The following is a 24,077-nucleotide window of genomic DNA, read 5'->3' as shown; positions in this document are numbered from 1 at the left end:
CATTCTCATTTTATTCGACTATAAATTTGCAAGCATGATGCTTACAAATTTACAGACGGCCTTTTGTATTAGGTTCAGACGTTTGGCAGTGGTTGTGTGCCATGCAGCAGATAGTGAATGGTTTCACGGACACTGCGGATAGCATTACCGAAAGGCAGGGGATCTTTTCCTCGGAAAAACAACCCTTTATCGACTTCTCCACGCCATGCGGCAGCAAGCTGGATATCGATACAGAATTGGCCGGCTTTGTCCAAACCGTCGCGCAAGCCGCAGGTGGTCAGGCAGTTCAGCCCTTGGGTGCAGCGGCGCGGGTCGGCTTTGGCCGCAGCTTGCAGTTTGTCTTCACGCTTGATGTAGCTGTCTAAAAAACGAGTGCGGACACCGCGTGCGGGCAAACCTGCTACCGACATAAATTCTACAACTTTTTCCGTTTCCGCTCCGGCAAGGGTTTTCTTGAAATTCAGATGGGCATCGCCTTCGTGGGTAACGGCGAAAGCAGTACCGATTTGTACGGCATTTGCGCCCCAAGTTTTCAGTGCGGTGGTGATTTTTTCAAAATTTGCCATGCCGCCGGCCAAAACCAGCGGGATTTTCTCGTTTTCCAAACCTAAATTTTTGAAAACTTCAAAAGTTTCTTCGATAACGCGTTTGAAATCAAATTTGGCATCATTGACTCCGGCTACGGTTGCCGCGCCCAAGTGTCCGGCAGCATGGGCAGGGTGTTCGATAACGATGGCATCAGGCAGAATGCCTTTTTTCATCCAGCGTTTCAAAACGATGTTGATGCCGCGCGATTCGGACAAGATGGGAAACAGGGCAACATCTTTATGGTAGCCTTCGGTCATTTCCGGTAAATCCAGCGGCAATCCCGCGCCCATGACCACCGCATTCGCGCCGGATTCGCAGGCTTGGCGGACATAGGCGGCGTGGTCTTTAACGGCTTTCATGACATTGACGGCAATCATGCCTTTGCCTCCGGAAGCAGCTTTGGCTTTCTGGATTTCCCGATCGAGTGCGATCTTGTTCAGACGGGTATATTTTTCTTCACTGGGATTGGTTTTGGACTCGGCCAGCAAATCTTCATGCAGATGGCGCAAGTCCACGCTGGCAATCGTGCCGATGCCGTTTTCGCGGGCAACCGCACTGGAAAGTCCGGACGCGGAGACGCCGACGCCCATGCCGCCTTGTACGATGGGAATCAGGGATTTGCCACGGATAACCAGAGGCTCGAACGGATGCTGCATATGTTTTTCCTTGTAGATTTTCAATGATGGATGTGCGGTATATGAATCATGCTTTAAAATTTTAGGCATTATACTCTATTTTTTCTAAGATTAGAGTAAAGATACAAAAATTTTAGAGTAAAAATCTAAAATAATCGGTTTGATTGGAAAAAGTGTAGCAGTTTTAATTGGTTATGCTTGGGAAGTTTTGGAAGCTATAAGGCCGTCTGCAAATTCTTGTTATCGTTTTGCAGACGGCCATAGAGGGAAAATTGGGGGTGAGGGGCGTTTGTGTTTTGTGTGGCAGGATTATTTGATTTGATGATCCAAAACGAAATGCGCGCCCTGGTCTTGAGCCAGTGTTTCGCTAAGCGCGGGCAGGTTTTGTTTGAGCTGTTCCGCGAGCAGATAGGGCGGATTGATGACAAACATACCGCTGCCGTGCATACCGAAGCCGTCTGCACGCGGGCTGTGGACGTGCAGTTCGGTGTGCAGATAGTTTTGCGGTGATAATTTTTTCAGTTGTTCGGGGAGTTTGCGGCTCTCTTCACGGCTCAGGCAGGGATACCAAATCAGGTAGCAGCCCGAATCAAAGCGTTTTTGGGCTTCTTTCAGCGTTTGGATAACCCGCTGGTAATCTTGTTTTTCTTCATAAGGCGGATCGATGAGGATTACGGCACGGCGAGATGGCGGCGGCAGTAAGGAAATCAGCCCTTGATAGCCGTCTGCTTGGGCAAGCAGGCAGCGTTTTCCTAATCGGGCTTCGCGCATATTGTTTTGCAGATGTTGGAAATCGGCAGGGTGCAACTCGAACATCCGCATTTTGTCGCTTTCCCGGATTTCCGCCTGTGCCAGCCACGGAGAGCCGCAATAGAGGCCGGATTGCGGCAATATGGTTTGCAGACGGCTTAAGAATGCCTGCAATTCTTGCGGCAGGTTTGCTGCTTGTTGCAGACGGCCGATGCCCTGACGGTATTCGCCGACTTTTTGTGCTTCGGTGCTGTTCAGGTCGTATAAGCCTGCGCCGCTGTGCGTATCGATATACCAATAGGGTTTGTCTTTGCGGTTGAAATAATTCAGAACCAAGTATAGGGTGAAATGTTTGAGCATATCGGCATGGTTGCCGGCATGGAAAGCATGGCGGTAGCTGAGCATAGGTAGATGCCGTCTGAAAATAAAGCAGGATTATATAATAGAATGGGAAGATAGATAACGGATAGAAAAAAGGCTGCCGGTTCGGGCAGCCTTGAGATGGGCAAAGATTAGGATTGTGCGGCTTTTTCTACGGCAAGTTTTTCCTGACGGTAGGCTTCAGCCGCTTCGCGTTCGCGTTTGGTGGCTTGGCGCATCATCCAGTAGTTGACGACGATAACCAGCGTACCGATAACGCCGATTAAAATGGTGGCCAATACGTTCATCTGCGGGTCGAGACCAAGTTTGATTTTCGAGAAAATCACTTGAGGGAGCGTGGACGAACCCGGGCCGGACAGGAATGAGGTAATGACCAAGTCGTCAAGCGACAGCGTAATGCCCAGCAGGAAACCCGAAGCAATGGCCGGAGCAATCAGCGGCAGGGTAATCACAAAAAAGATTTTTAACGGACGTGCGCCCAAATCCATCGCGGCTTCTTCCAAGGATTGATCCAGTTCGATCAGGCGCGAACGGATAACCACGGTAATGTATGCCATACAGAATGTGGTATGGCCGAGGAAGATGGTGAAAAAGCCGCGGTCGAAATAGAGCCAAGACAGCAGTTCGCTGTTTTGCAGGAACATTTGTACTTGGATAATCAGCAGCAGCATCGACAAGCCGGTAATCACATCAGGCATAACCATCGGTGCGGAAATCATACCGGCAAACAGGGTGCTGCCGCGGAAGCGTTTGATACGCGCCATGGCATAACCTGCCAGCGTGCCGAGTATGACGGCAGCCAGCGAGGAAACCAGCGCAATCCGCAGCGACAGCCATGCCGCTTCGAGAATGGTATCGTTTTGAACCAGTGCGGCATACCATTTGGTTGAGAAACCGCCCCAAACGGTTACCAGCTTGGATTCGTTGAACGAATAAATCACGAGAACGAACAGCGGTATATACAGAAATGCTATCGACAGTAACAGCATCAGCTTCAGAAACCAAGAAAGTTTGTTTTTCTGCATTATCTGCCTCCTTCTTTGATTTCACGGTTATTTTGGCGGTGGTTCAGCGCAATCGGAATCACCAGCAGTATCACCATCACCACAGCAACGGCAGAAGCCAGCGGCCAGTTGTTCTGATCGAAGAATGCCTGCCACAATACTTTACCGATCATCAAGTTTTCCGAGCCTCCGACCAGTTCGGGAATCACAAACTCGCCGACGGCAGGAATAAACACCAACATCGAACCTGCAATAATGCCGGTTTTCGACAGCGGCAGGGTAATGGTGAAAAACGATTTGATCGGACCGGCGCCCAAATCCGAAGCGGCTTCGAGCAGGCGGCTGTCCAGTTTCACCAGTTGGGTGTACAGCGGCAGAATCATAAACGGCAGGTAAGCGTACACCATGACCAGATTCAGGGAAAATGCGTTGTAAAAAAGGTCGAGCGGTTCACTGATAATGCCGTATTTCAGCAGGAAGTTATTGATGATGCCGTTGTGGCCGAGCAGCCCCATCCACGCGTAAACGCGCAGCAGGAAAGATGTCCAAAACGGCAGCATGATGGCCAGCAGCAGTCCGTTGCGGATAGACGGATTGGCGCGGGAGATGGCATAAGCGGTCGGATAGCCAATCAGCAGGCAGATGACGGTAGTGGTCAAAGCGGTTTTAATCGAAGACCAGTAAGTCAGCAAATAAATGTTGTCGCCGTTGCTGCCGCTGAACGGATTGAGCATCTGCCCCAGCGTTGCCCAAAAGTTTTGGAAGATGTCGGCATAATTCTGATAACTGATGGCAATATTCAGACGGCCTAAATCTTCATCAACTGTTGTCAACGGTGTAAACGGCGGAATGGCGATTTCCTGTTCGGCAAAACTGATTTTCAGCACAATCGCAAACGGAATCAGGAAAAACACCAGCAGCCAGATATACGGTACGGCGATGACGGCACGCTGCCCTTTTTGGCGCGGCGGTTTGTTTTTGAGTTTTTTCAGGAAGTTCATTTCATCGCCCTCCGATCAGCGGAACAACGGAGTCGGCTGGTTTTCCGGCCAGCTCATGTACACGGTTTCGTCCCAAGTGGGCGGAGTAAGGTTCTGCACATACCAATAAGGTGCGGGAACTTGGCTTTTCACCACCCGGCCGTTGGCAAGTTTGATGTGGTAGATGGCGAAACTGCCCAAGTAGGCAATTTCTTTTACCGTACCTTTCGCCCAGTTGAAGTCGCCCAAATGTTCGGGCTTTTCCTTGTACAAATCAATGTCTTCGGGACGGATGCTGACCCACAAATCCTGTTCGGCAGGGCCGCCCAAACCATGATCGATGCGGACATGGTTTTCCAAGCCATCGCACTCGATAACCGCATAATCGGCGTGATCCTCAACAACCACACCCTCGAAAATATTGGTTTCGCCAATAAATTCGGCAGTAAAGCGGCTGTTCGGGTAGTCATAGACATCGGCAGGCGTACCGACTTGTTGCAGCTGGCCTTCGGACATAATGGCGATTCGGGTGGCCATGGTCATGGCTTCTTCTTGGTCGTGTGTGACCATGATGCAGGTTACGCCCACTTGCTCCAGCGTATTCACCAGCTCGAATTGGGTTTGCTGGCGCAGTTTTTTATCCAACGCGCCCAAAGGTTCGTCAAGCAACAGGATTTTCGGACGTTTGGCCAAGCTGCGTGCCAAAGCGATACGCTGCTGCTGGCCGCCGGACAGTTGGTGCGGTTTGCGTTTGGCAAATTTGGTCATTTGCACCAAGCGCAGCATTTCTTCCACGCGCGCGTCGATTTCCCCTTTTGGCATTTTGTCCTGTTTCAGGCCGAAAGCAATGTTTTGCTCCACCGTCATGTGCGGAAACAGCGCGTAGCTTTGGAACATCATATTGATGGGGCGGTCGTACGGAGCAAGTTTGGTAATGTCTTGTCCGTCCAGAATAATTTTGCCCTGATTGGGAATCTCCATGCCGGCCAACATACGCAACAGCGTGGATTTGCCGCTGCCGGAACTGCCCAAAAGCGCAAAGATTTCATGTTTGTAGATGTCCAAGTCGATGTTATCGACAGCGTAATTGTCACCAAACTTTTTCACCAGACCTTGGATTTGCAGATAAGGTTTGGCGGAAGACGCAGTATGTGCGGTCATAATGGCAATACTCCAAAATTTATAACGAGTACCGGCAAAACGGATTTTCGAAAGGGTGATAAAAAGCTGTTTGATTGCTGGAGGTTTTGCAGACGGCAATGTTCGGGAAAAGGCCGTCTGCAAAACCTTGTGAAGCGCACGGTCAGCACGGTTTTTGGGCGTTTCTGAAACGGATTTCGAAAGCAGCCCGAAAGTTGAGTAAGTTTGTGAATGATCAGGCAGAATAAATCCCGAACGGGTGCCGGAAGAGGCTGTTTCAAACCTTTTCAAACAAACCCGCGATTATATTAGTCTATGCCGTATCAGGGCAATAACAAACTTGCCGTGAAAACTTGTTTTTTTCAAATGATGGCAGGAATACAACGCTTTTGTTTCCAAATACCTTTCCGGCTTGCATCGGTAGGGTGGTGTTTGGTATCTAGCAGGCTGTAAGTCAATCATAACAAAAGCATAAAAAAGGAGATGTGATGAGTATCAAACATTGGCCTGAAGGGGAGCGGCCGCGTGAGAAATTGTTGGAACGTGGGGCGGGGGTGTTAAGTGATGCCGAGCTGCTGGCGATTTTGTTGCGGGTGGGTACGCGCGGCATGAGTGCGGTAGATTTGGCGCGTTATCTGTTGAATGAGTTTGGCAGTTTGGGCAGGCTGATGAGTGCCGAGGCGCGGGTGCTTTCCCGATATAAAGGCATGGGAACGGCGAGCTTTACCCAGTTTGCCGTGGTGAAGGAAATCGGCCGGAGGATACTCAGCGAAGAGTTGCAGCAGGGCGTGGTGTTGAACAATCCCCGTGCGGTTGCCGATTATCTGCGGCTGCATTTGGGGCATGAGAAAGTCGAAGTCAGTACCGCGCTGTTGCTCAACAGCCAGAATCAGTTGATTGGTGCGAAGGAATTGTCGCGCGGGACGGTTGCGGAAAATACCGTTTATATTCGTGAGGTGGTGAAGCTGGCCTTGGAGGAGTATGCCAGTGCGGTGATTATTGCCCACAACCACCCGGGCGGCACGGCCATGCCGTCTGAAAACGATATATTGTTTACCCGCCGTTTGCAGCGGGCATTGGATTTGGTGGAAATCGATCTGCTCGATCATTTTATTATTACCGCAAACGAAAGCTGCTCCATGCGCGGCGGCGGCTGGTTGGACGGAATGCCGTCCGAATAACTTTCCGAAATGCAGACGGCATTGGCCGGCGGTGTTTGCCGCAATCATTCATCTGCTTGTCGAAATTCGCAGACAAAGCTGTTAAAATGGCGTTTTGAAAAACGGTACGGATAATGGCGTTGCAAGCAAAAGTCAAGGCGAATACCTATTATGCCTTTGCCTGTATCGGATTGATGTTGTCGGCATTTTTGGTGTTTGCGGCAGTCAGCATCATTCCGTTCGGTATAACAGCGGCGCAGCAGTTGGCAGTCATACGTATATCGCTGTATGCGCTGGTGTTGTTTGCCGTGCTGGGCGGCGCATTTTCCCTGCGTGTGGCCATACTCCGCAAACAATTTGAGAAATCATCATGATGCAGACAGCTATCCCGGAAGAAATCCGTTTGCAGCAAAACCGTGCCGTATTGGTATTGGTTTACGGCGGCGAGCAAAAAATCCTCCCAGCCGAATTTTTGCGCGTGTACTCGCCCAGCGCCGAAGTGCGGGGGCACGGGCCGGGGCAGGAAGTGTTGCAGACGGGCAAGTCGGAAGTTACCGTTACGGACTTGGAACCGGTTGGCCGGTACGCGCTGAAAATCACTTTTTCAGACGGCCACAACAGCGGTTTGTACGATTGGCCTTATCTGCACCGTTTGGCTTACGGATATGACGAAATGTGGGCGGATTACCTGAAACGCTTGCAGGAATCAGGAGCATCGCGTCTGCCGGACAATCATGCCGAACAGACGGCAGGTGTTCATGCCTGCGGCGGCGGATGCGGAAGCCGTTGAACATCGAAATGACAGCGATACCGTTTTGCAGATGGCCCGATGATGGCAGGCCGTCTGCAAAATGCCTTTTTATTTTATCTGATTGGATATTATTGCGGGCTAAGACCCTAAAAGAAAGCAGAAATTATGAGTGACCAAAAAACCCACTTCGGTTTCAGTACTGTTGATGAAAGTGAAAAAGCCGGCAAAGTCGCCGAAGTGTTCCACTCGGTAGCGAAAAACTACGACATCATGAATGATGTGATGTCCGGCGGTCTGCACCGCGTTTGGAAACATTTCACCATCAATACCGCCCGCCTGAAAAAAGGCGACAAAGTGCTGGACATCGCCGGTGGTACGGGCGATTTGTCGCGCGGCTGGGCCAAGCGCGTGGGCAAAGAAGGCGAAGTGTGGCTGACCGACATCAACTCCTCCATGCTCACCGTCGGTCGCGACCGTCTGTTGAACGAGGGCGTGATTCTGCCGGTATCGCTGGCGGATGCGGAAAAGCTGCCGTTTCCCGACAATTATTTCAACCTCGTTTCCGTTGCCTTCGGTTTGCGCAACATGACGCACAAAGACCGTGCATTGAAAGAAATGCACCGCGTATTGAAACCGGGCGGTACGCTGCTGGTGTTGGAGTTTTCCAAAGTCTACAAACCGCTTGAAGGCGTTTACGATCTGTATTCTTTCAAACTTTTGCCGGTGATGGGCAAGCTGATTGCCAAAGATGCCGACAGCTATCAGTATCTGGCTGAATCTATCCGTATGCACCCCGATCAGGAAACGCTGAAACAAATGATGCTGGATGCCGGTTTCGACAGCGTGGATTACCACAATATGAGCGCGGGCATTGTTGCGCTGCATAAGGGCGTGAAATTCTGATTGAATCCGCATCAAGCCGTCTGAATTGCAGACGGCTTTTTCAAAAAAACAGCAACTCAATAAGGATAAAACCATGCAAACTTACGATTTTACCCTTCCTTCCAGCAGCGGCAGCGATTTTCGGGCGGCCGACCATCTGCCGCTGGTGGTGTACTTCTATCCTAAAGACAGTACCCCGGGCTGCACGACCGAAGGTTTGGACTTTAATGCCCGTTTGGAACAATTTAAAGCACTCGGCTATACGGTGGTCGGTATTTCGCGCGATGGGGTGAAAGCTCATCAGAATTTTTGTGCCAAACAAGGGTTCCAATTTGAGTTGTTGAGTGATAAAGATGAGGTTGTCTGCAAACAGTTTGATGTCATCAAGCTGAAAAAACTTTACGGCAAAGAATCGTTGGGAATCGAACGCAGCACTTTTGTGCTCAATGAAAAAGGCGAAATCAGCCACGAATGGCGCAAAGTCAAAGTAGCGGGTCATGCACAGGAAGTATTGGATACTTTAAGCCGTTGAGGAGGAAAAGGCCGTCTGTAAAATGCAGACGGCATATCAGTATGAACGATTTAACTGATGTCTTCCTCGAACATCTCTGGCTGATGGGGCGTTTGAGTGACAATACCCTGAATGGTTACCGCCGCGATTTGGAGAAGATTGCCGCGCGGCTGAACGAGAGCGGACACGACTGGCTGAGTGCCGACAGTTTAGTATTGGCAGAAGCCGTTTACGCCCCACAAGAAAAAACCAGTTCGCAGGCGCGGGCTTTGTCTGCTTGCAAGCGGCTGTACGCATGGCTGGAAGAAATCGGCCGCCGCAGCGAAAATCCGACCAAAGAGCTGCGCGCGCCCAAACTGGCGCAAAAACTGCCCAAGCTCATCAGTGAAGCGCAAATCGATGCCATGCTGGCCGCTCCCGATACCGGCACGGTACACGGCATGCGGGACAAAGCCTTTTTGGAACTGCTGTATGCCACAGGATTACGGGTGTCCGAAGCAGTAAAACTCACTCCCGATAATTTGGATTTCCAGCGAGGACGTGTCAACCTTATCGGCAAAGGGGGTAAGCAGCGGGAAATCCCGATGAACGAAGATGCTGTGGAATGGCTGGAGCGTTACCAGCGTGAAGCGCGTCCCCAATTATTGAAAGGCAGACTGTGCGATGCATTTTTCGTCAGCCAGAAGCGCAGCGGCATGACGCGCCAGCTTGCGTGGATGATTGTTAAAGAATACGCAGCGGCAGCCGGTATTCAGGAGCTTAGTCCGCACGGTTTGCGCCATGCGTTCGCCACACATCTGGTAAACGGGCAGGCAGATTTGCGTTCCGTGCAGGCCATGCTCGGTCATGCCGATTTGAGTACCACGCAGATTTATACCCATGTTGCCAATCAAAGGCTGCAACAAACGGTAAAAGAACACCATTCACGAAATTAAGCCTCATCAGGCCGTCTGCAAAATATAAGAAAGAGAGCAAGCGGGTAATCGGGTTGTTGAAAGTGTATCAAGGGTTTCGGAATATCGCGGTTTTCATTGCGCTTCCTCGCTTGCGGACGGTATCGCTATGATTTTATTTAAGATAATGATTTGCCGATTATTTCGGATAGCGCGGGCGGGCGCTTTTGTCTTGAGTGAAAAGTATTGGTGCGTTTCAAAAATATATTTTAAATCAAAACTTTTCTTTTTGGTTTAAAAGAGTTATAATAAACCAATTTTTCAGATTTCAGGAAAAATGGCCATGGGGCCATTTTTTTGTTTTTGTACTTTGGAGCAGCATGGATATTCAAAATATTCTGGATAAAACCCTGCCGGGCTTGGGTTACGAGCTGGTGGATTTCGAGCTGACGGCGCAAGGGGATTTGCGTGTGTTTATCGATAAAGAAGGCGGTATTACGGTTGAAGACTGTGCAACGGTCAGCAACCATTTGAGCCGTGTGTTTATGGTTGAAGATGTTGATTACAAACGCTTGGAAATTTCCAGTCCGGGGTTGGACCGTCCGTTGAAAAAAGCTGCTGATTTTGTGCGTTTTGCCGGGCAGCAGGCAAAAATCAAAACACGCCTTCCGATTGACGGACAGAAGAATTTTATCGGCCGGATTGAGAAGTGTGAAAATGAAGTGGTAACGGTTTCTTTCGATGGTAAAACCGCCGATATCGAAATCGGCAATATCGACAAAGCACGCCTGCGTCCCGAGTTTAAATTTTAAAAATCATAAGTATGGAGATTCTGCAATGAGTCGCGAAATGTTACAGTTGGCCGAGGCATTGGCCAGTGAGAAAAATGTAGAGGCAGAAGTCGTATTTCAGGCTTTGGAGTTTGCGCTTTCTACGGCAGCCAAGAAAAAAGCCGACCGCGAGCATATGGATGTGCGCGTGGAAATCGACCGCGATACCGGAGCGTACCGTACATTCCGCCGTTGGTTGATTGTGGCAGACGAGGATTACACTTATCCCGATGTGGAGAAAACCATTGAGGAAATCCAAGAGGAAGTCCCGGGTATCGAAATCCAAATCGGCGAATATTATGAAGAGCAGTTGGAAAACGAAGGTTTCGGCCGTCAGGCGGCACAAACTGCGAAGCAGATTATTTTGCAGCGTATCCGTGATGCGGAGCGCGAGCAGATTTTAAATGAGTTTTTGGCAAACTGTGAAGATATTATCATGGGTACGGTTAAGCGTGTGGAGCGTCATGGTACGATTATCGAAATCGGCCGTTTGGACGCGCTGCTGCCTCGCGATCAGATGATTCCGCGCGAGAATTTCCGTAACGGTGACCGAGTTCGTGCGTTGTTTCTCCGTGTGGACGAAATCGGCAATACCGGCCGCAAACAAGTGATTTTGAGCCGGACTTCCGGTGATTTTCTGACCAAGCTGTATGAACAGGAAGTGCCGGAAATTGCAGACGGCCTGTTGGAAATCCGCGAGGTTGCCCGCGACCCCGGTCAGCGTGCCAAAGTAGCGGTAAAAGCCAATGACCAGCGTATCGACCCGCAAGGCACCTGTATCGGCGTGCGCGGTTCGCGCGTCAATGCGGTAAGCAATGAATTGTCGGGCGAGCGCATCGATGTGGTGCTGTGGTCTCCGGAAACCGCACAGTTCGTCATCAACGCATTGTCTCCTGCGGAAGTCAGCCGTATTCTGATTGATGAGGAAAAACGTGCGGTGGATGTAATTGTGGCGGAAGACCAGTTGGCATTGGCGATTGGCCGCGGCGGTCAAAACGTACGTTTGGCTTCGGATTTGACCGGCTGGCAGTTGAACATCATGACTGTAGCCGAAGCAGACGAGCGCAATGCGGCGGAAGATGCGGAAATCCGCAACCTGTTCGTTACCCATCTGAATGTCGATGAAGACACGGCAGATGTGTTGGTTCAGGAAGGTTTTGCCACTTTGGAGGAAGTTGCTTACGTTCCGGCTGCAGAAATGCTGGAAATCGACGGCTTTGACGAAGAAATCGTTGAAATGCTGCGTAACCGTGCCCGCGATGCCATTCTAACCTTGGCTATTGCCTCCGAAGAAAAACTGGCCGACGTATCGGAAGATATGCGCAATCTGGAAGGTTTGGATTCGGACATGCTGCGCGATTTGGCACAGGCCGGTATCGCAACCCGCGATGATTTGGCCGAACTGGCGGTGGACGAACTGATTGAAATTACGGGTGTAACCGAAGAAGAAGCCAAAAAAGTAATTTTGGCGGCGCGCGAACACTGGTTTACCGAAGAAAACAACTGAGGGGGTAACAGATGAGTAACACAACCGTAGAACAATTTGCCGCCGAAATGAATAAATCCGTCGACGTATTATTGAAGCAACTGCAAGATGCAGGTGTGAACAAAAGCAGCGGCGGAGACTCTTTGACTTTTGAAGACAAACAGCTGTTGGCCCAATACTTGAAAAAGCAAAACGGCAGCGATAATGCAACCATCAGTATCCGCCGCACCAAAACCGAGGTCAGCACCGTTGACGGCGTGAAAGTGGAAACCCGCCGTCGCGGACGTTCGGTAACCATTCCTTCGGCGGAAGAATTGGCCGCGGAAGCCAAAGCCAAAGCAAAAGCAGAGGCTCAAAAGGCTGCCCAAGAAGCAGAAGCGGCTGCGGCAGCGAAAGCAGAGGCTGCTGCGGAGCAGGAACGCGCTGCGGCAGAAAGAGCGAAAGCAAAAGCTGAAGCCGAAGCGGAAGCTGCAAAACTGAAAGCAGCCAAAGAGGCAAAATCGGCTGCACAAGAACATGCAGCCGAAGAAAAAACACAGCAAGAGCAAACGGTCAAAACCGAAAAGGCTGAAGACAAACCTAAAGCCGCCAATAAAGCCAAGCAGGAGAAGCCGTCCAAAGAGAAGGAAGCAAAAAAAGCATCTGCTGCTCCGGCTGCTCCCCAGCCGGTGGTTAATGCGGAAGAAGCCGAGCGGCGTGCGGAAGAAGAGCGGCGTGCTGCTGCTTTGCGCGCACATCAGGAAGCCTTGTTGAAAGAGAAACAAGAGCGTCAGGCGCGTCGCGAAGCTGCCAAAATTCAAGCTGCGGCCGAAGCAAAAACTGCGAAAGAAGCCAAAGCGGCAGAATTGCGTACGGCCAAACCTTCCAAGCCGTCTGCATCTGCAACACAGGAGGCTGCCAAAGGTACGCCTGCTTCAGGACGGGGTAAAAAAGACGACCGTCACAGCCGTGATGAGGACAGCCGTCCGCGCGGCGGTAAAAATGCCAAAGGCGGACGTAACCAGCATGCGGGTCAGGACGAGCGCGTGCGCAGCGGCAAAAAAGGCAAAAAACAGCTCAAACTGGAGCCGAACCAACACGCTTTCCAAGCACCTACCGAACCGGTAGTACATGAGGTTCTGGTGCCTGAAACCATTACTGTTGCCGACTTGGCGCATAAAATGGCCGTTAAGGGCGTGGAAGTGGTCAAAGCCCTGATGAAGATGGGTATGATGGTAACCATCAACCAATCCATCGACCAAGATACGGCTCTGATTGTGGTGGAAGAGCTGGGCCATATCGGCAAGCCTGCCGCCGCCGATGATCCCGAAGCATTTTTGGGTGACGACAGTGAACACGATCAGGCCGAACAGCTGCCGCGTCCGCCGGTGGTAACCGTTATGGGTCACGTTGACCACGGTAAAACCTCGCTGCTCGACTACATCCGCCGTGCCAAAGTGGTACAGGGCGAAGCAGGCGGCATTACCCAGCACATCGGTGCGTATCACGTGAAAACCCCGCGCGGCGTGATTACCTTTTTGGATACGCCGGGTCACGAAGCGTTTACCGCCATGCGCGCGCGCGGTGCGAAAGCAACCGATATCGTGATTCTGGTGGTGGCTGCCGACGACGGTGTGATGCCGCAAACCATCGAAGCGATTGCCCATGCCAAAGCGGCGGGCGTGCCGATTGTGGTTGCCGTCAATAAAATCGATAAAGATTCCGCCAATCCGGAGCGCATCCGTCAAGAATTGACCGCGCACGAAGTGATTCCCGATGATTGGGGCGGTTCGACCCAGTTTGTCGATGTGTCCGCCAAACAAGGTATCAATATCGATGCTTTGCTGGAAGCGGTATTGCTCGAAGCCGAGGTGTTGGAGCTGACGGCACCTGCGGATGCTCCGGCCAAAGGCATCATCGTCGAAGCCCGCTTGGACAAAGGCCGCGGCGCGGTGGCGACTTTGCTGGTGCAAAGCGGCACATTGCGCAAAGGCGACATGCTGCTGGCGGGTACGGCATTCGGTAAAATCCGTGCCATGAACGATGAAAACGGCAAGCCGATTAGCGAAGCGGGTCCGTCGATTCCGGTGGAGATTTTGGGTTTGTCTGATGTGCCGAATGCGGGTGAAGACGCCATGGTGTTGGCCGATGAGAAAAAAGCGCGTGAAATCGCCCTGTTCCGTCAGGGCAAATACCGCGATGTGCGTTTGGCCAAACAACAGGCCGCCAAGCTGGAAAACATGTTCAGCAACATGGGCGAAAACCAAGCACAATCCTTGTCGGTTATCATCAAAGCCGACGTACAGGGTTCTTACGAAGCATTGTCAGGCAGTCTGAAAAAACTTTCCACCGACGAGGTGAAAGTCAACGTATTGCACAGCGGTGTCGGCGGCATTACAGAGAGCGATGTCAATCTGGCGATTGCTTCCGGCGCGTTTATCATCGGGTTTAACGTGCGCGCAGACGCTTCCGCACGCAAGCTGGCCGAAAATGAAAACGTGGAAATCCGCTACTACAACATCATTTACGATGCCATCGACGATGTGAAGGCGGCCATGAGCGGCATGCTCTCTCCGGAAGAAAAAGAGCAGATTACCGGTACCGTGGAAATCCGCCAAGTCATCAGCGTATCCAAAGTCGGCAATATTGCGGGCTGTATGGTGACCGACGGCGTGGTCAAACGCGATTCTCATATCCGTCTGATCCGCAACAACGTGGTCATCCATACCGGCGAGTTGTCATCGCTCAAACGCTACAAAGACGATGTGAAAGAAGTCAAAATGGGCTTCGAGTGCGGCTTGATGATTAAAGGCTACAACGAAATCATGGAAGGCGACCAGATCGAATGTTTCGATATTGTTGAAGTGGCGCGCTCACTGTAATCTAAGAGCTTATAAAGGCCGTCTGCAAAAATGGATTTTGCAGACGGCCTTTTTATTGCTACGGTACGGATTTAGGCATGGGCAGGCAAAAGGAAATATCGGGAAAAATGACTATGCGTTAAGGAGTTTTATAGTCGAATAAAATAAGAATGAGACAAGGCAGCGAAGCCGCAGACAGTACACATAGTACGGCAAGGCAAAGCAACGCTGTATCATTCTTATTTTAAATGACTATATCATCGAAAGACACAGAACGGGATAAGGCTGCAGGCTGTAAGGATAGTGCGGAGCGGCGGACTTCTGTTTCAGCAGTTTGGCCAAATATTTTTTTGAGCAAGACGCAGCAACGCTGTGTATTGTTTTGTGTTCAATGACTATACGGCCGGAGAAACAGCCGCCGCAGGGTAAACAGACTCTGTGGCAGTTGCTGTTTTTCCGGTTGTATCTTTTTCATACTGACGGTGAGAAAACCCTACTCCCAACATATTTTCGGTATTTTTTAATTTAAGGTTTGTTGTCTGTTTTACCCTCGGATTTTGGTTCGGTTTGAGGATAAACTAGTTGCAAGGGATTATTTTTTACTTGCAGCCATACACTTTTGAGGATATTGCGAAGACTGCCGAGTTGGGTACCGCGCGAGCGTAAGGCGACAAACAGGGCAAGGGTAAAGCTGACCATCAGGTTTACCGTACCGATTGCCAGTACGCCGAACATTCCGTACATAAATGCGATAACGCCGACTTCTCCGCTGATGGCTGCATAGCCTAAGTTTGCAGAGGAAAAGGCAACATGACGGATATCGAGAGGCAGGCCGAGAAGGTGTCCGAAAAAGCCGGTTAAGCCCAACAGCATGCCGAAGATGAAATTACCCATCAGCGAGCCGTAATGTTTGTGGATATAGACGGCAAATCTGCTGCGGAGTTTGGCAGGCATAATGCGGCGCAACAGCGGGTTGATGGTCAGGCGGCGGCGCAGGTCGAGATAGTCGGCACGGTTGTCGAAGAAGCCGGCAATAATGCCCGAACAAAACAGCCATACGCCGGCAATCGCCGCATACCATAAAGTCGGTTGGGTAAACACATCAATCGACTTGAATTGATAGGCAGTATCTTCGGCACTCAGCAGCGTGTTGCCGGTTTGCAGCGCATAGAAAGTAGAAATCAGTCCGGCCAGCAATACGGCAACACCGACATTACCGAAGACGGCTACGCTTTGCGAACGGCATACGTCGATGAGCAGTTTGGCAAGTTTGTTGTCAACGGCACGCCCACGTTCGTTTAATTCGACTTGTTCGGCGAAGCTGGCAGCTGTCATGGCGGGCTGCTTGGTGGCCACAGTACAGTGAAGGACGTGAATCAGCATAAATCCCAAGCCGTAGTTCAGGCCGGAAAGAAAAGCCGTGGTAAATTCGCCGAATCCCAAGCCGGCGATATGGATTTTGTGTAAAGCCATCAATGCGATGATAACGCCGCCACCTGCTGCGGAATACAGCATATTCAAGTATTCTTTGCGGTTGCGCGTGATGTAGTGTTCGCCTCTGTTGCTGGTGTTTTCAGTAATGCTGCGTGTCAGCATGCGTACGCTGCTCTTACGCAGATGACGGGTACTGTATTGCTCGACTGCCGCATAAATCATAGAGTTCATCAGGCTGATGACCAAGCGGTTGCGTTGTTCTTGGGTTTGGATATTGATGAGAAGTTTTAGGCGGTCCAAAGTTTGTTGCAAACGCTCCAGCAGGTGGGCTACTTGTATTGAGGAACCGGAACCTGCGCCCGTTCCCCGCCGACGGAGATAAATCACTTGGGTTTGGCATTGGTCGAACATCACTTCCAAATGAGCGGTGTCGTAGCTGCTGCTGTTGTGGCGGTAATGTTCTACCAATAAGGCGGTTTCCCGCTGTAATCCGACAAACGCAGAATCCGCAGCCAGCAAGCGTGGTGCGAGGCGGACAAACTCCGGTTGCAGTGCTTCGGAGGCTACCCAGATAGCCAGCATCTCAATGGCGCGGATGCGTGCTTCGCTCAACTGGCGTGAAGTCGTCTGCAAAATTGAATCGGCGGCATGACGTTGAATCAGTTCGTATAAATTCAACCATTGGCGCAGGCTGATGGTGGAAAGCCAGCGGTCATCGTTTTCCGATTGGAAAAGATAAAGGAATACTTCTAAAAGGTTGTTCAAGTCTTTATACGAAGGGCTGAAGCGCTCGTAAATGCGATCTATCATCTCGCGGGCGAAGCTGTTGCGGGAGAAAATACCCAGCTTGATCAGGGCGGGATAAACATGGATTTTTGCCAGCCAAAGATAGAAACAATCGCCAAACTGACGGCAAAGTGCTTCGTCCTGTCTGAAGGTAATCAGGATTTGGTCGAAACGGGCGGCAGCATTTTTTTTGCCGCCGCTGCGTAAAAATTGAATGAGGGCGTTGAGTACGGAAACAAAATCAGCATCGCCGATACGTTCGCTCAACACCGAGTGCAGGTTTTGCGGAGTGAGTTTTTTCATCGGGGCATTATTCCATAATTGAAGATATTCTGAAAAGTATGCCGTTGGCTGCCGGCAAAAATTGTATGGCAGGGAGTTAACCCTTTGCCGTGTTCATCAGCCGCAGGGCTTGCAGACGGCCTATCTCTTGCCGGTATTCGACAAGTCCGACAAACCCGCCGTTTTTCGTGTAAACGCGAATCGGAGAAGCGGCGGAAATGTTTTCATGAAACTGCGGGCGTTGGCCGAATTTGAGCATTTCCACGGCTTTGTCGTTTAATTCGATTTTCGGCAGATGCCGCACCAAAACATCGCAGGGCAGCAAGAGCGCGTCGCGTCCGGCCTCGTCCAAGGCTTCGATTGCTTCCAAGGTATGTGTTTGGCCGATATGGAAACCGGCGGTTTCGGTGCGGCGCAGGGCGGTGAGGTGGGCGAAAGTATGCATCTGTTTTGCGATGTCTTCGCTGAGGGTGCGGATGTAGGTACCCTTGCTGCAACGCACGTCAATCACGGCTTTCGGTGCGGCAAAATCGGTAATTTCTATCGAATAAATGGTGATGTCGCGCGGTTTGCGTTCGATAACGATGCCTTGGCGCGCATATTCGTACAGCGGTTTGCCTTCGTGTTTCAAGGCGGAAAACATCGGCGGTACTTGGCGGATGTTGCCGGTCAGCGCGGTGCAGGCCGTCTGAAATTCTTCCCGGCTGATGTCGGTGCGGGCGGTGGCGATGATTTCGCCTTCAGCGTCACCGGTGCTGCTGGCTGCGCCGAGTTGCAGGGTGGCAGTGTAGGCTTTGTCGGCATCCAGCAGGTATTGCGCGAATTTGGCGGCTTCGCCGAAGCAGACGGGCAGCAGGCCGGTTGCCAGCGGGTCGAGTACGCCGGTGTGTCCCGCTTTTTCGGCGCGGTAGAGGCGGCGGGCTTTTTGCAGCGCGGTATTGCTGGAGAGGTTTAAGGGTTTGTCGAGCAGCAGCACGCCGTTAACGGCGCGTTTGGTCGGTTTGGTCATGGCGGTATTTCTTGGGTAACTTGGGTCAGTGTTTTTTCAGACGGCCTCAATGCCGTCTGAAAGATGTCAAATCATTCTGAAACGGCATAGGGTTGCGGCCTGCCGCACCATTTATCACGGGCTGGTGCGCCGGCGTACATCCTACACCTTGTTTTCACTACCTTGTTTTTACAAACGTTTTTCAGACGGCCTGCCTGTGATTATGGGACGATAATGGTAAAAATATAAGCGGCCAAGTTAACCAGCAAAACGATGCCGTAAAGCATATTGCTACGGCCCTGATTGAGCGAGAGCATCACGGTAAAAGTACTCAAGCCCAATAAAATCATGGATTTCGTATCCAAGCCCAGCACAACGTCGATGTCGTAAATCAGGCAGACGATGGCCACGGCGGGAATGGTCAGGCCGATACTGGCCAAGGCGGATCCGAGTGCGAGGTTGACGCTGGTTTGGAGGCGGTTGCGGTGGGCGGCGGTGAGCGCGGCCAAGCCTTCGGGCATCAGTACCACGGCAGCGATAATCACGCCGACCAAAGAAGGCGGCGCGCCGACGGCGGCAACCATGCCTTCGATGGCGGGAGAGAGGGCTTTGGCCAGCAGAATCACGATGCCCAGACACACGACCAGCAGCAGCAGGGAGGCGGCGGCGACCGCAAGGGAAGGCGGCTCGGCATGGCGGCTTTCATCGTCGTCGTCAGACAGGAAATAATCGCGGTGGCGCACGGTCTGCATGGCAATAAACGAAAAATACAATACCAGCGAGGCAACGGCGACAAAAACCAGCTGGCTGTTGCTGTAAGTGCCTTCCACCGTCGAAGTGGTGAAATTCGGCAGAACCAGCGTCAGCACCAAAATGGAAATCAGCGTGACCAGCGCGGTACTGACCGATTTTTGTCCGAAAAACTGTTCGTGATGGCGGAAACCGCCCAGCAGCAGGCTGCCGCCGAGCAGGCCGGTGAGAATCAGCATAATCGCTGCAAATACGGTATCCCGCGCCAGCGTAGGCGCGTTGCCGTCGGACGCAACCATCAGCGACACAATCAGGCCGACTTCCAGCACCGTAATCGCCAGTGCCAGAATAATGGTACCGAAGGGTTCGCCGACTTTATGCGCCACCACTTCGGCATGGTGCACGGCAGATAAAACGCTGCCTATCAATAATGCGCCTCCGGCAAGCTGCATCAGCGTGCCGTCGATACCGAAAAAATAGCCTGCCCACGCCGCCAGCGGCAGCGCGACAGACCAGATGGGAAGCATAGCGTGTTTGTGTGCCATTCGTATCCTTTGGAAATTGAAACGGGGTTTGCAACAAAAGCAGCCGTTAAGGCTGTCGGGAAGGGACGGGTTGTGCCGTATTTCGGGCATATGGCCGGATAACACAGAATGAAACAAGGCACTAAAGCCGCAGTACGGACAGTACGGGCCGGCCAACGGTGTTGCGGCTTCGGCAGCTTGGTCAAGCCTCTTTTAAGCAAGGCGCGGCAATGCTGTGGTTTTCTGTGTTACATGACGATGAAACAGGAAGGCCGGAAATGACGACAAGGCCGTCTGAAAAGTTTAAGTCCGGAAAATCAGGGAGCAGAAAATTTTCAGACGGCCTTCAAAGAGGGCTCGGATCAGTCTTCCACCGGTTTTTCTGCCGCTACTTGGTCGATGAGGCTGGAAATGCTCATACCGCGTTCCAGCGATTCGTCGTATTTGAAATGCAGCTCGGGCGTTTTGAAAAGTTTGATGCGCTTGGCCAATTCGCTGCGCAAGTGGCCTTTGGCGTGATCGAGCGCGTCTGCCGTAATCTCGCGGGTGCTGTCGTCCAACACGGTGTAAAACACGGTGGCGTGACTGTAATCACGGGTGACTTCGACTTCGTTGATGGTGATGAAGCCTGCGCGCGGGTCTTTCAGGCCGGTGCGGACCAGCTCGGCCAGCTCGCGCATGATTTGTTCTTTGACACGGTCTTGGCGGGCGTAGCCGCGTTGCGGTTTTCTCATGGTTTTGTCCTTATTATGCCGTCTGCAAAAACAAGGTTGCGGTTTGCAGACGGCATGGGTGGGGGCAGTATGGTTTTCTGCCGCAATATTAAGGCTGCATTATAGCGGAAAATCGGGTCATGATAACCATTCTGTCAAATCTGCGGTAGGAATGTCCCAGCTCCAGATACCGTTTTGCGAACCGTCCATGCCGCGCAAAAACAGGTAGCGGGCGGAGATTTTCTCTAAAGTTTGTCCGCGCAGCTTGAAATGGCGGGCAACGGCAATGGCGTAAATCAATGCTTGCAGATAGTAATGATGGTGTGCCATCGCTTCGTTCATGGCGGCGGTGGTATAGGCGGTTTCGTCATTCCCCAAATGGTTAGACTTGTAGTCGATGACGCAAACATTGCCGTCTGCATCTTGACAGACCATATCGATAAAGCCGTTAAGAAACCCTTGCAAATCTTGAAAGTCCAAGTGTTCCGAGGCTTGAATGCATTCGGGCGGCAAACCGCTGTCGGGGCGGGCAAACCATGCGCGTAAGGCAGTCAGGTTGAAATCTCGCATATACAGGGTAAAGCCCATTTCCGGCAGACGGCAGGCGGCTTTGATGTTCCCGAGCGCATGGTTTCCGGTAAGCGGCGTGGTACGGCAGTAATCAATCATGGCGTTGACCGCCGGCAGCCAGATGTCTTCAAACCCGTATCGCGCAAGAATTTCGGCGGTTTGCGTGCTTTGTTCGATGGCGGGTGCGGAAAAATCGAGCCGCTCCAGTATTTCATGCAGGCACACCCCGGCTTTCACGCCGCGCGGGAAGTGGTGGATAGTGTGGCACACATCGTCCGTATGCGGATTTGCAGACGGCATTTCAGGCAGTATTGCGCTTTCGGCGGCATCAACGGCCGGCTGCAATTCTTCGCGTTCGCTTTCAACGGTTTTCACATGGCGGCTGAGACCGGTAAAACTGGTGTGGCGGACAAACTCAAACCGGCGTGCCGGAATTTCGGCTGCTTGAAAACGGCAGGCAGCGTTTTCACTGCGGTTGGCAATAAAAGCAGTATAAGGTGCTTCTTCCGTGAAAGCAAATTCAACATCAGGATTATGCTGTTGGGCTTCGATAAACCTGAGCCAATTATTTTTCAACATCTGCGCCTGTGCCGCTGCATTTTTTTCGTTTTTATAAGTTTGATGCACATTTTGACGTTCTGCCGCTGCGCCGCCTTCGAGCAGGTAGGCAAACGTATTGTCGGCAGTATTGGAACAATGTCCGGCATAGATGTTCAGCTGTTCTTCGGCACGGGTTAGGGCAACATACAGCAAGCGCAGGTTTTCGGAGGCGGTTTCATCGCCAAGCTGGATTTGATCGGCTTCGTCAAGCTGCTGTTTGGCCAACAGCTCGGAAGAACCGTCTCGGCGGTGCAGAATCTGCCAATCGTTGGGTTTGATGGCGGCGGCGTCCCAAACAAACGGGCAGTACACCAAGGGATACTGCAAACCTTTGGAAGCATGCATGGTTACGATTTTGACCAAGGCTTCGTCGCTTTCCAAACGCACGGTGTGGTGTTCGCCTGCGGCTTTGTCTTCGGTGGCGGCATGAATTTGTTCCAGCAGCCATTTGTGCAGGGACGCGGGCGTGCGGCTTTGCTCGTCTTCGGCCGCAAGCAGCTCTAATAATTGCTGGTAGTTGGTCAGGCTGCGCTCCATGCCGTCTGCAAGCAGGCGGGTTTCGATATGGTGCCGGGCGGCAAAGCCTTGCATGGCGGCGTAAAAACCGTGCTGTTTCCATAATGTTGCGGCTTCGCGGGCGGAGTCTGTCCATGCAAGCAAGGCGGCATCGTCTTGGTTGAGTGCGTACAACTGCTCTGCGGTGTAATGAAACAGAACGCTGCCCAAAACGAAACGTAAATCTGCGGTGCGGCGGGTAAGCCAAAAACCGATAAGGGCGGCCAGCGCGGCGGCTTCGGCTGTGGCAAATACCGATTCGCGGTGCAGCAGTACGCTTTGGATTTTTCTTTTTTTCAGAGACTTGGCAATAAGGCTGCCTTCGTTGTGCGTCCGAACCAAGACAGCAATGTCGCCTGACTGCAACGGGCGGTCTTTAAAATGCAGACGGCCTTTGGCGGCCTCAAAAAGCGCATAGGCAATTTCATCGGCACAATATTCCGCTGCTTGTTTGCGGAGCAGGTCTTTGTTTTCGCTTTTGCCGGTGTTTTGGTTCAGCCAGCGGACGCTTACGGCGGGGCGTGGCGGATTCAGGCGGCTGTGTTCGCGTGCGGCGCCGACTTCTGCATAGTCGATGTTTGCTAACACAAACGGGCGGTCTTTTTGGCGGAACAGCGCGCCGATGCTGTTGACCAGTTTGGCATGGCTGCGGTAGTTGACGGTCAGCGTGTAATGGGAGCGGGCATCGGCGGCAGCTTGCAGGTAGGCATAAATATCTGCACCGCGAAAGCTGTAAATGGCCTGCTTGGGGTCGCCGACTAAAAACAACGGGCGTTCTTGGTTGATGAATATTTTTCGGAAGATTTCGTACTGTAAGGGATCGGTATCCTGAAATTCGTCGATCAGTGCGACGCGCCAGTTTTGCGCCACGGTTTCGGCAAGTGTGTGGCGGTGGGGATTGTCGGTCAGGGCGGTGTAAACATCCAGCAGCAGATCATCGAAACCGCGTTCGCGGCGCGTTTTTTTCTGTTGCGCCAGCGCGCTGTTCAGGTGTTCGAGCAGGTCGAGCTGTAACAGGGTCAGGGCGTGTTGTTCTGCTGCGGCAAGACGCTCCAAGTCGCGTCCTAAGTTTGCCAGAGCCTGCAAGTCGGCAAAGGCGGCAAGGTCGGGAGTTTGGCCTTTTTTGATTTTTGCTTCCAGTATGTCGGCGGCAAACATCGGCAGCTTGTCGAGCGGTTTGTCGCTGTGTTCCGGCAGCCGGTTTTGGCCGTCTGCGGTTTTGAGCACGGCAAACAGGTTGGCAAAGGTGTTTTTCTTGTAGCTGTTGCCGTTTAGGGCGGGGTGGACGCGCCAGAATGTTTCTTCCAAATCCGCCAGTTTCAGGCGGATGCTCTGCCATGTTTCGGCAGCCTGATGCTGCGCTTGCGGCAAATCGTTTTCAGGCCGTCTGCAAACCAGATAGGGGCGGTTGATGAAACGTTGTATCCCCTGCAGGATTTTCTGCGGGGTTTGGTTGTGCTTGAAGACCAGACGGGCGGTAACGGGGTCGTGGCTGACCCGTTTGCGCCAGAAGTCTTGTGCGGGAACAAGCAGGCGGTCGTGCTGCTCTTCGCTTAATTCTACGTCGAATTGCGTTTGGCAGAGAAAAGCGTAGTCGCGCAAGATGCGTTGGCAGAAGCCGTGTATGGTGTAAATGGCAGCGTTGTCGAATTGTCCGATGGCGGCTTTCAGGCGTACCACCAGCCGCGCTTGGGTTTCTTGTGCCAAGGCTTTTTGCAGCAGCTCGGGCAGAAAGGTGTCTCCGGCATATTCCTGATGGCAGTACATGGTAAGGCCGTCTGTATTTTCGTTTGCGTTTTCAACGGCTTCTAAAATCTGCAAGACGTTGTCCAGCCGGTTACGCAGACGGGTTTTCAATTCGGCGGTTGCTGCTTTGGTGAAGGTAACGACTAAAATGTTTTCTACCGGCATTTGTTCCAGTACCACCAGCCGGGTAAACAGCGCGGCAATGCCGTATGTTTTGCCTGTGCCGGCGGAGGCTTCAATCAGGTTGGTGCCGCTGATGGGAACGAGCAGAGGGTGGAAAGGCTGGGCGGTGGTCATG

General features: G+C 52.0%; 19 protein-coding genes. 9 read left to right on the top strand and 10 right to left on the bottom strand.

Features of this window, described 5'->3' with window-relative positions; all coding sequences use genetic code 11:
• Nucleotides 1-74 precede the first annotated feature (74 nt).
• From EL111_RS06855 to EL111_RS06835, 5 genes are all read right to left on the bottom strand, one after another.
• Nucleotides 75-1,244 (bottom strand): NAD(P)H-dependent flavin oxidoreductase, encoded by a 1,170-nt coding sequence (locus EL111_RS06855; protein WP_123796056.1) that lies wholly within the window; start codon nt 1,242-1,244, stop codon nt 75-77.
• A 288-nt stretch (nt 1,245-1,532) separates the two neighbouring features.
• The gene (locus EL111_RS06850; RefSeq protein ID WP_123796055.1) at nt 1,533-2,378 is read right to left on the bottom strand and encodes a 23S rRNA (adenine(2030)-N(6))-methyltransferase RlmJ; all 846 of its coding nucleotides are present in this window, start codon (nt 2,376-2,378) and stop codon (nt 1,533-1,535) included.
• A gap of 107 nt (nt 2,379-2,485) precedes the next feature.
• Nucleotides 2,486-3,379: an ABC transporter permease subunit gene (locus tag EL111_RS06845; protein WP_123796054.1), complete on the bottom strand. Its 894-nt coding sequence runs from the start codon at nt 3,377-3,379 to the stop codon at nt 2,486-2,488.
• The gene (locus EL111_RS06840; RefSeq protein WP_123796053.1) at nt 3,379-4,359 is read right to left on the bottom strand and encodes an ABC transporter permease subunit; all 981 of its coding nucleotides are present in this window, start codon (nt 4,357-4,359) and stop codon (nt 3,379-3,381) included. Before EL111_RS06840 ends, EL111_RS06845 begins: the two co-directional genes overlap by 1 nt.
• 15 nt (nt 4,360-4,374) lie before the next feature.
• Nucleotides 4,375-5,499: an ABC transporter ATP-binding protein gene (locus EL111_RS06835; RefSeq protein WP_123796052.1), complete on the bottom strand. Its 1,125-nt coding sequence runs from the start codon at nt 5,497-5,499 to the stop codon at nt 4,375-4,377.
• Nucleotides 5,500-5,966: 467 nt separating this feature from the next.
• Between EL111_RS06835 and radC the strand changes: the two genes are divergently transcribed.
• The 9 genes from radC to infB all read left to right on the top strand — a co-directional run bounded on the left by radC (nt 5,967) and on the right by infB (nt 14,852).
• Nucleotides 5,967-6,659, top strand: a complete 693-nt coding sequence (radC, locus tag EL111_RS06830; RefSeq protein ID WP_123796051.1) for a RadC family protein — start codon at nt 5,967-5,969, stop codon at nt 6,657-6,659.
• 113 nt (nt 6,660-6,772) lie between these two features.
• Complete coding sequence (locus EL111_RS06825) at nt 6,773-7,012, top strand: cytochrome b6 (RefSeq protein WP_123796050.1); 240 nt, start codon at nt 6,773-6,775, stop codon at nt 7,010-7,012.
• Nucleotides 7,012-7,428: a gamma-butyrobetaine hydroxylase family protein gene (locus tag EL111_RS06820; protein ID WP_123796088.1), complete on the top strand. Its 417-nt coding sequence runs from the start codon at nt 7,012-7,014 to the stop codon at nt 7,426-7,428. Before EL111_RS06825 ends, EL111_RS06820 begins: the two co-directional genes overlap by 1 nt.
• A gap of 126 nt (nt 7,429-7,554) precedes the next feature.
• Nucleotides 7,555-8,292: a bifunctional demethylmenaquinone methyltransferase/2-methoxy-6-polyprenyl-1,4-benzoquinol methylase UbiE gene (gene ubiE / locus EL111_RS06815; RefSeq protein WP_123796049.1), complete on the top strand. Its 738-nt coding sequence runs from the start codon at nt 7,555-7,557 to the stop codon at nt 8,290-8,292.
• A gap of 73 nt (nt 8,293-8,365) precedes the next feature.
• On the top strand, nt 8,366-8,803 hold the full coding sequence (locus EL111_RS06810; protein ID WP_123796048.1) for a peroxiredoxin: 438 nt from the start codon (nt 8,366-8,368) through the stop codon (nt 8,801-8,803).
• Between the two features lie 41 nt (nt 8,804-8,844).
• Entirely contained in the window at nt 8,845-9,717 is an 873-nt protein-coding gene (gene xerD, locus EL111_RS06805) for a site-specific tyrosine recombinase XerD (protein WP_123796047.1), read from the top strand.
• Nucleotides 9,718-10,055: 338 nt separating this feature from the next.
• A complete protein-coding gene (gene rimP / locus EL111_RS06800) occupies nt 10,056-10,487 on the top strand; it encodes a ribosome maturation factor RimP (protein WP_123796046.1) in 432 nt (143 codons plus the stop codon).
• Between the two features lie 25 nt (nt 10,488-10,512).
• Nucleotides 10,513-12,012, top strand: coding sequence for a transcription termination factor NusA (gene nusA / locus EL111_RS06795; RefSeq protein ID WP_123796045.1), 1,500 nt, complete (start codon nt 10,513-10,515; stop codon nt 12,010-12,012).
• A gap of 11 nt (nt 12,013-12,023) precedes the next feature.
• A complete protein-coding gene (infB, locus tag EL111_RS06790) occupies nt 12,024-14,852 on the top strand; it encodes a translation initiation factor IF-2 (RefSeq protein WP_123796044.1) in 2,829 nt (942 codons plus the stop codon).
• Nucleotides 14,853-15,356: 504 nt separating this feature from the next.
• Here the strand turns inward: infB and EL111_RS06785 are convergent.
• The 5 genes from EL111_RS06785 to recB all read right to left on the bottom strand — a co-directional run bounded on the left by EL111_RS06785 (nt 15,357) and on the right by recB (nt 24,076).
• Nucleotides 15,357-17,354: a site-specific recombinase gene (locus EL111_RS06785; protein ID WP_123796043.1), complete on the bottom strand. Its 1,998-nt coding sequence runs from the start codon at nt 17,352-17,354 to the stop codon at nt 15,357-15,359.
• 76 nt (nt 17,355-17,430) lie between these two features.
• Nucleotides 17,431-18,342, bottom strand: a complete 912-nt coding sequence (truB, locus tag EL111_RS06780) for a tRNA pseudouridine(55) synthase TruB (RefSeq protein WP_126325848.1) — start codon at nt 18,340-18,342, stop codon at nt 17,431-17,433.
• Nucleotides 18,343-18,542: 200 nt separating this feature from the next.
• Nucleotides 18,543-19,616 (bottom strand): calcium:cation antiporter, encoded by a 1,074-nt coding sequence (locus EL111_RS06775; protein ID WP_123795448.1) that lies wholly within the window; start codon nt 19,614-19,616, stop codon nt 18,543-18,545.
• Between the two features lie 341 nt (nt 19,617-19,957).
• Nucleotides 19,958-20,329 carry a 30S ribosome-binding factor RbfA gene (gene rbfA, locus EL111_RS06770; RefSeq protein ID WP_123795447.1) on the bottom strand — a complete coding sequence of 124 codons (372 nt, stop codon included), beginning with the start codon at nt 20,327-20,329 and terminating at the stop codon, nt 19,958-19,960.
• A 117-nt stretch (nt 20,330-20,446) separates the two neighbouring features.
• On the bottom strand, nt 20,447-24,076 hold the full coding sequence (gene recB, locus EL111_RS06765; protein WP_123795446.1) for an exodeoxyribonuclease V subunit beta: 3,630 nt from the start codon (nt 24,074-24,076) through the stop codon (nt 20,447-20,449).
• Between the last annotated feature and the right edge of the window lies 1 nt (nt 24,077).

The sequence above is a fragment of the Neisseria animalis genome, from assembly GCF_900636515.1.
In the GTDB taxonomy this organism is placed as follows: Bacteria; Pseudomonadota; Gammaproteobacteria; order Burkholderiales; family Neisseriaceae; genus Neisseria; species Neisseria animalis.
The sequence above is the reverse complement of the archived record's forward strand: the minus strand, read 5'-3'. Positions and strand labels throughout refer to the sequence as shown.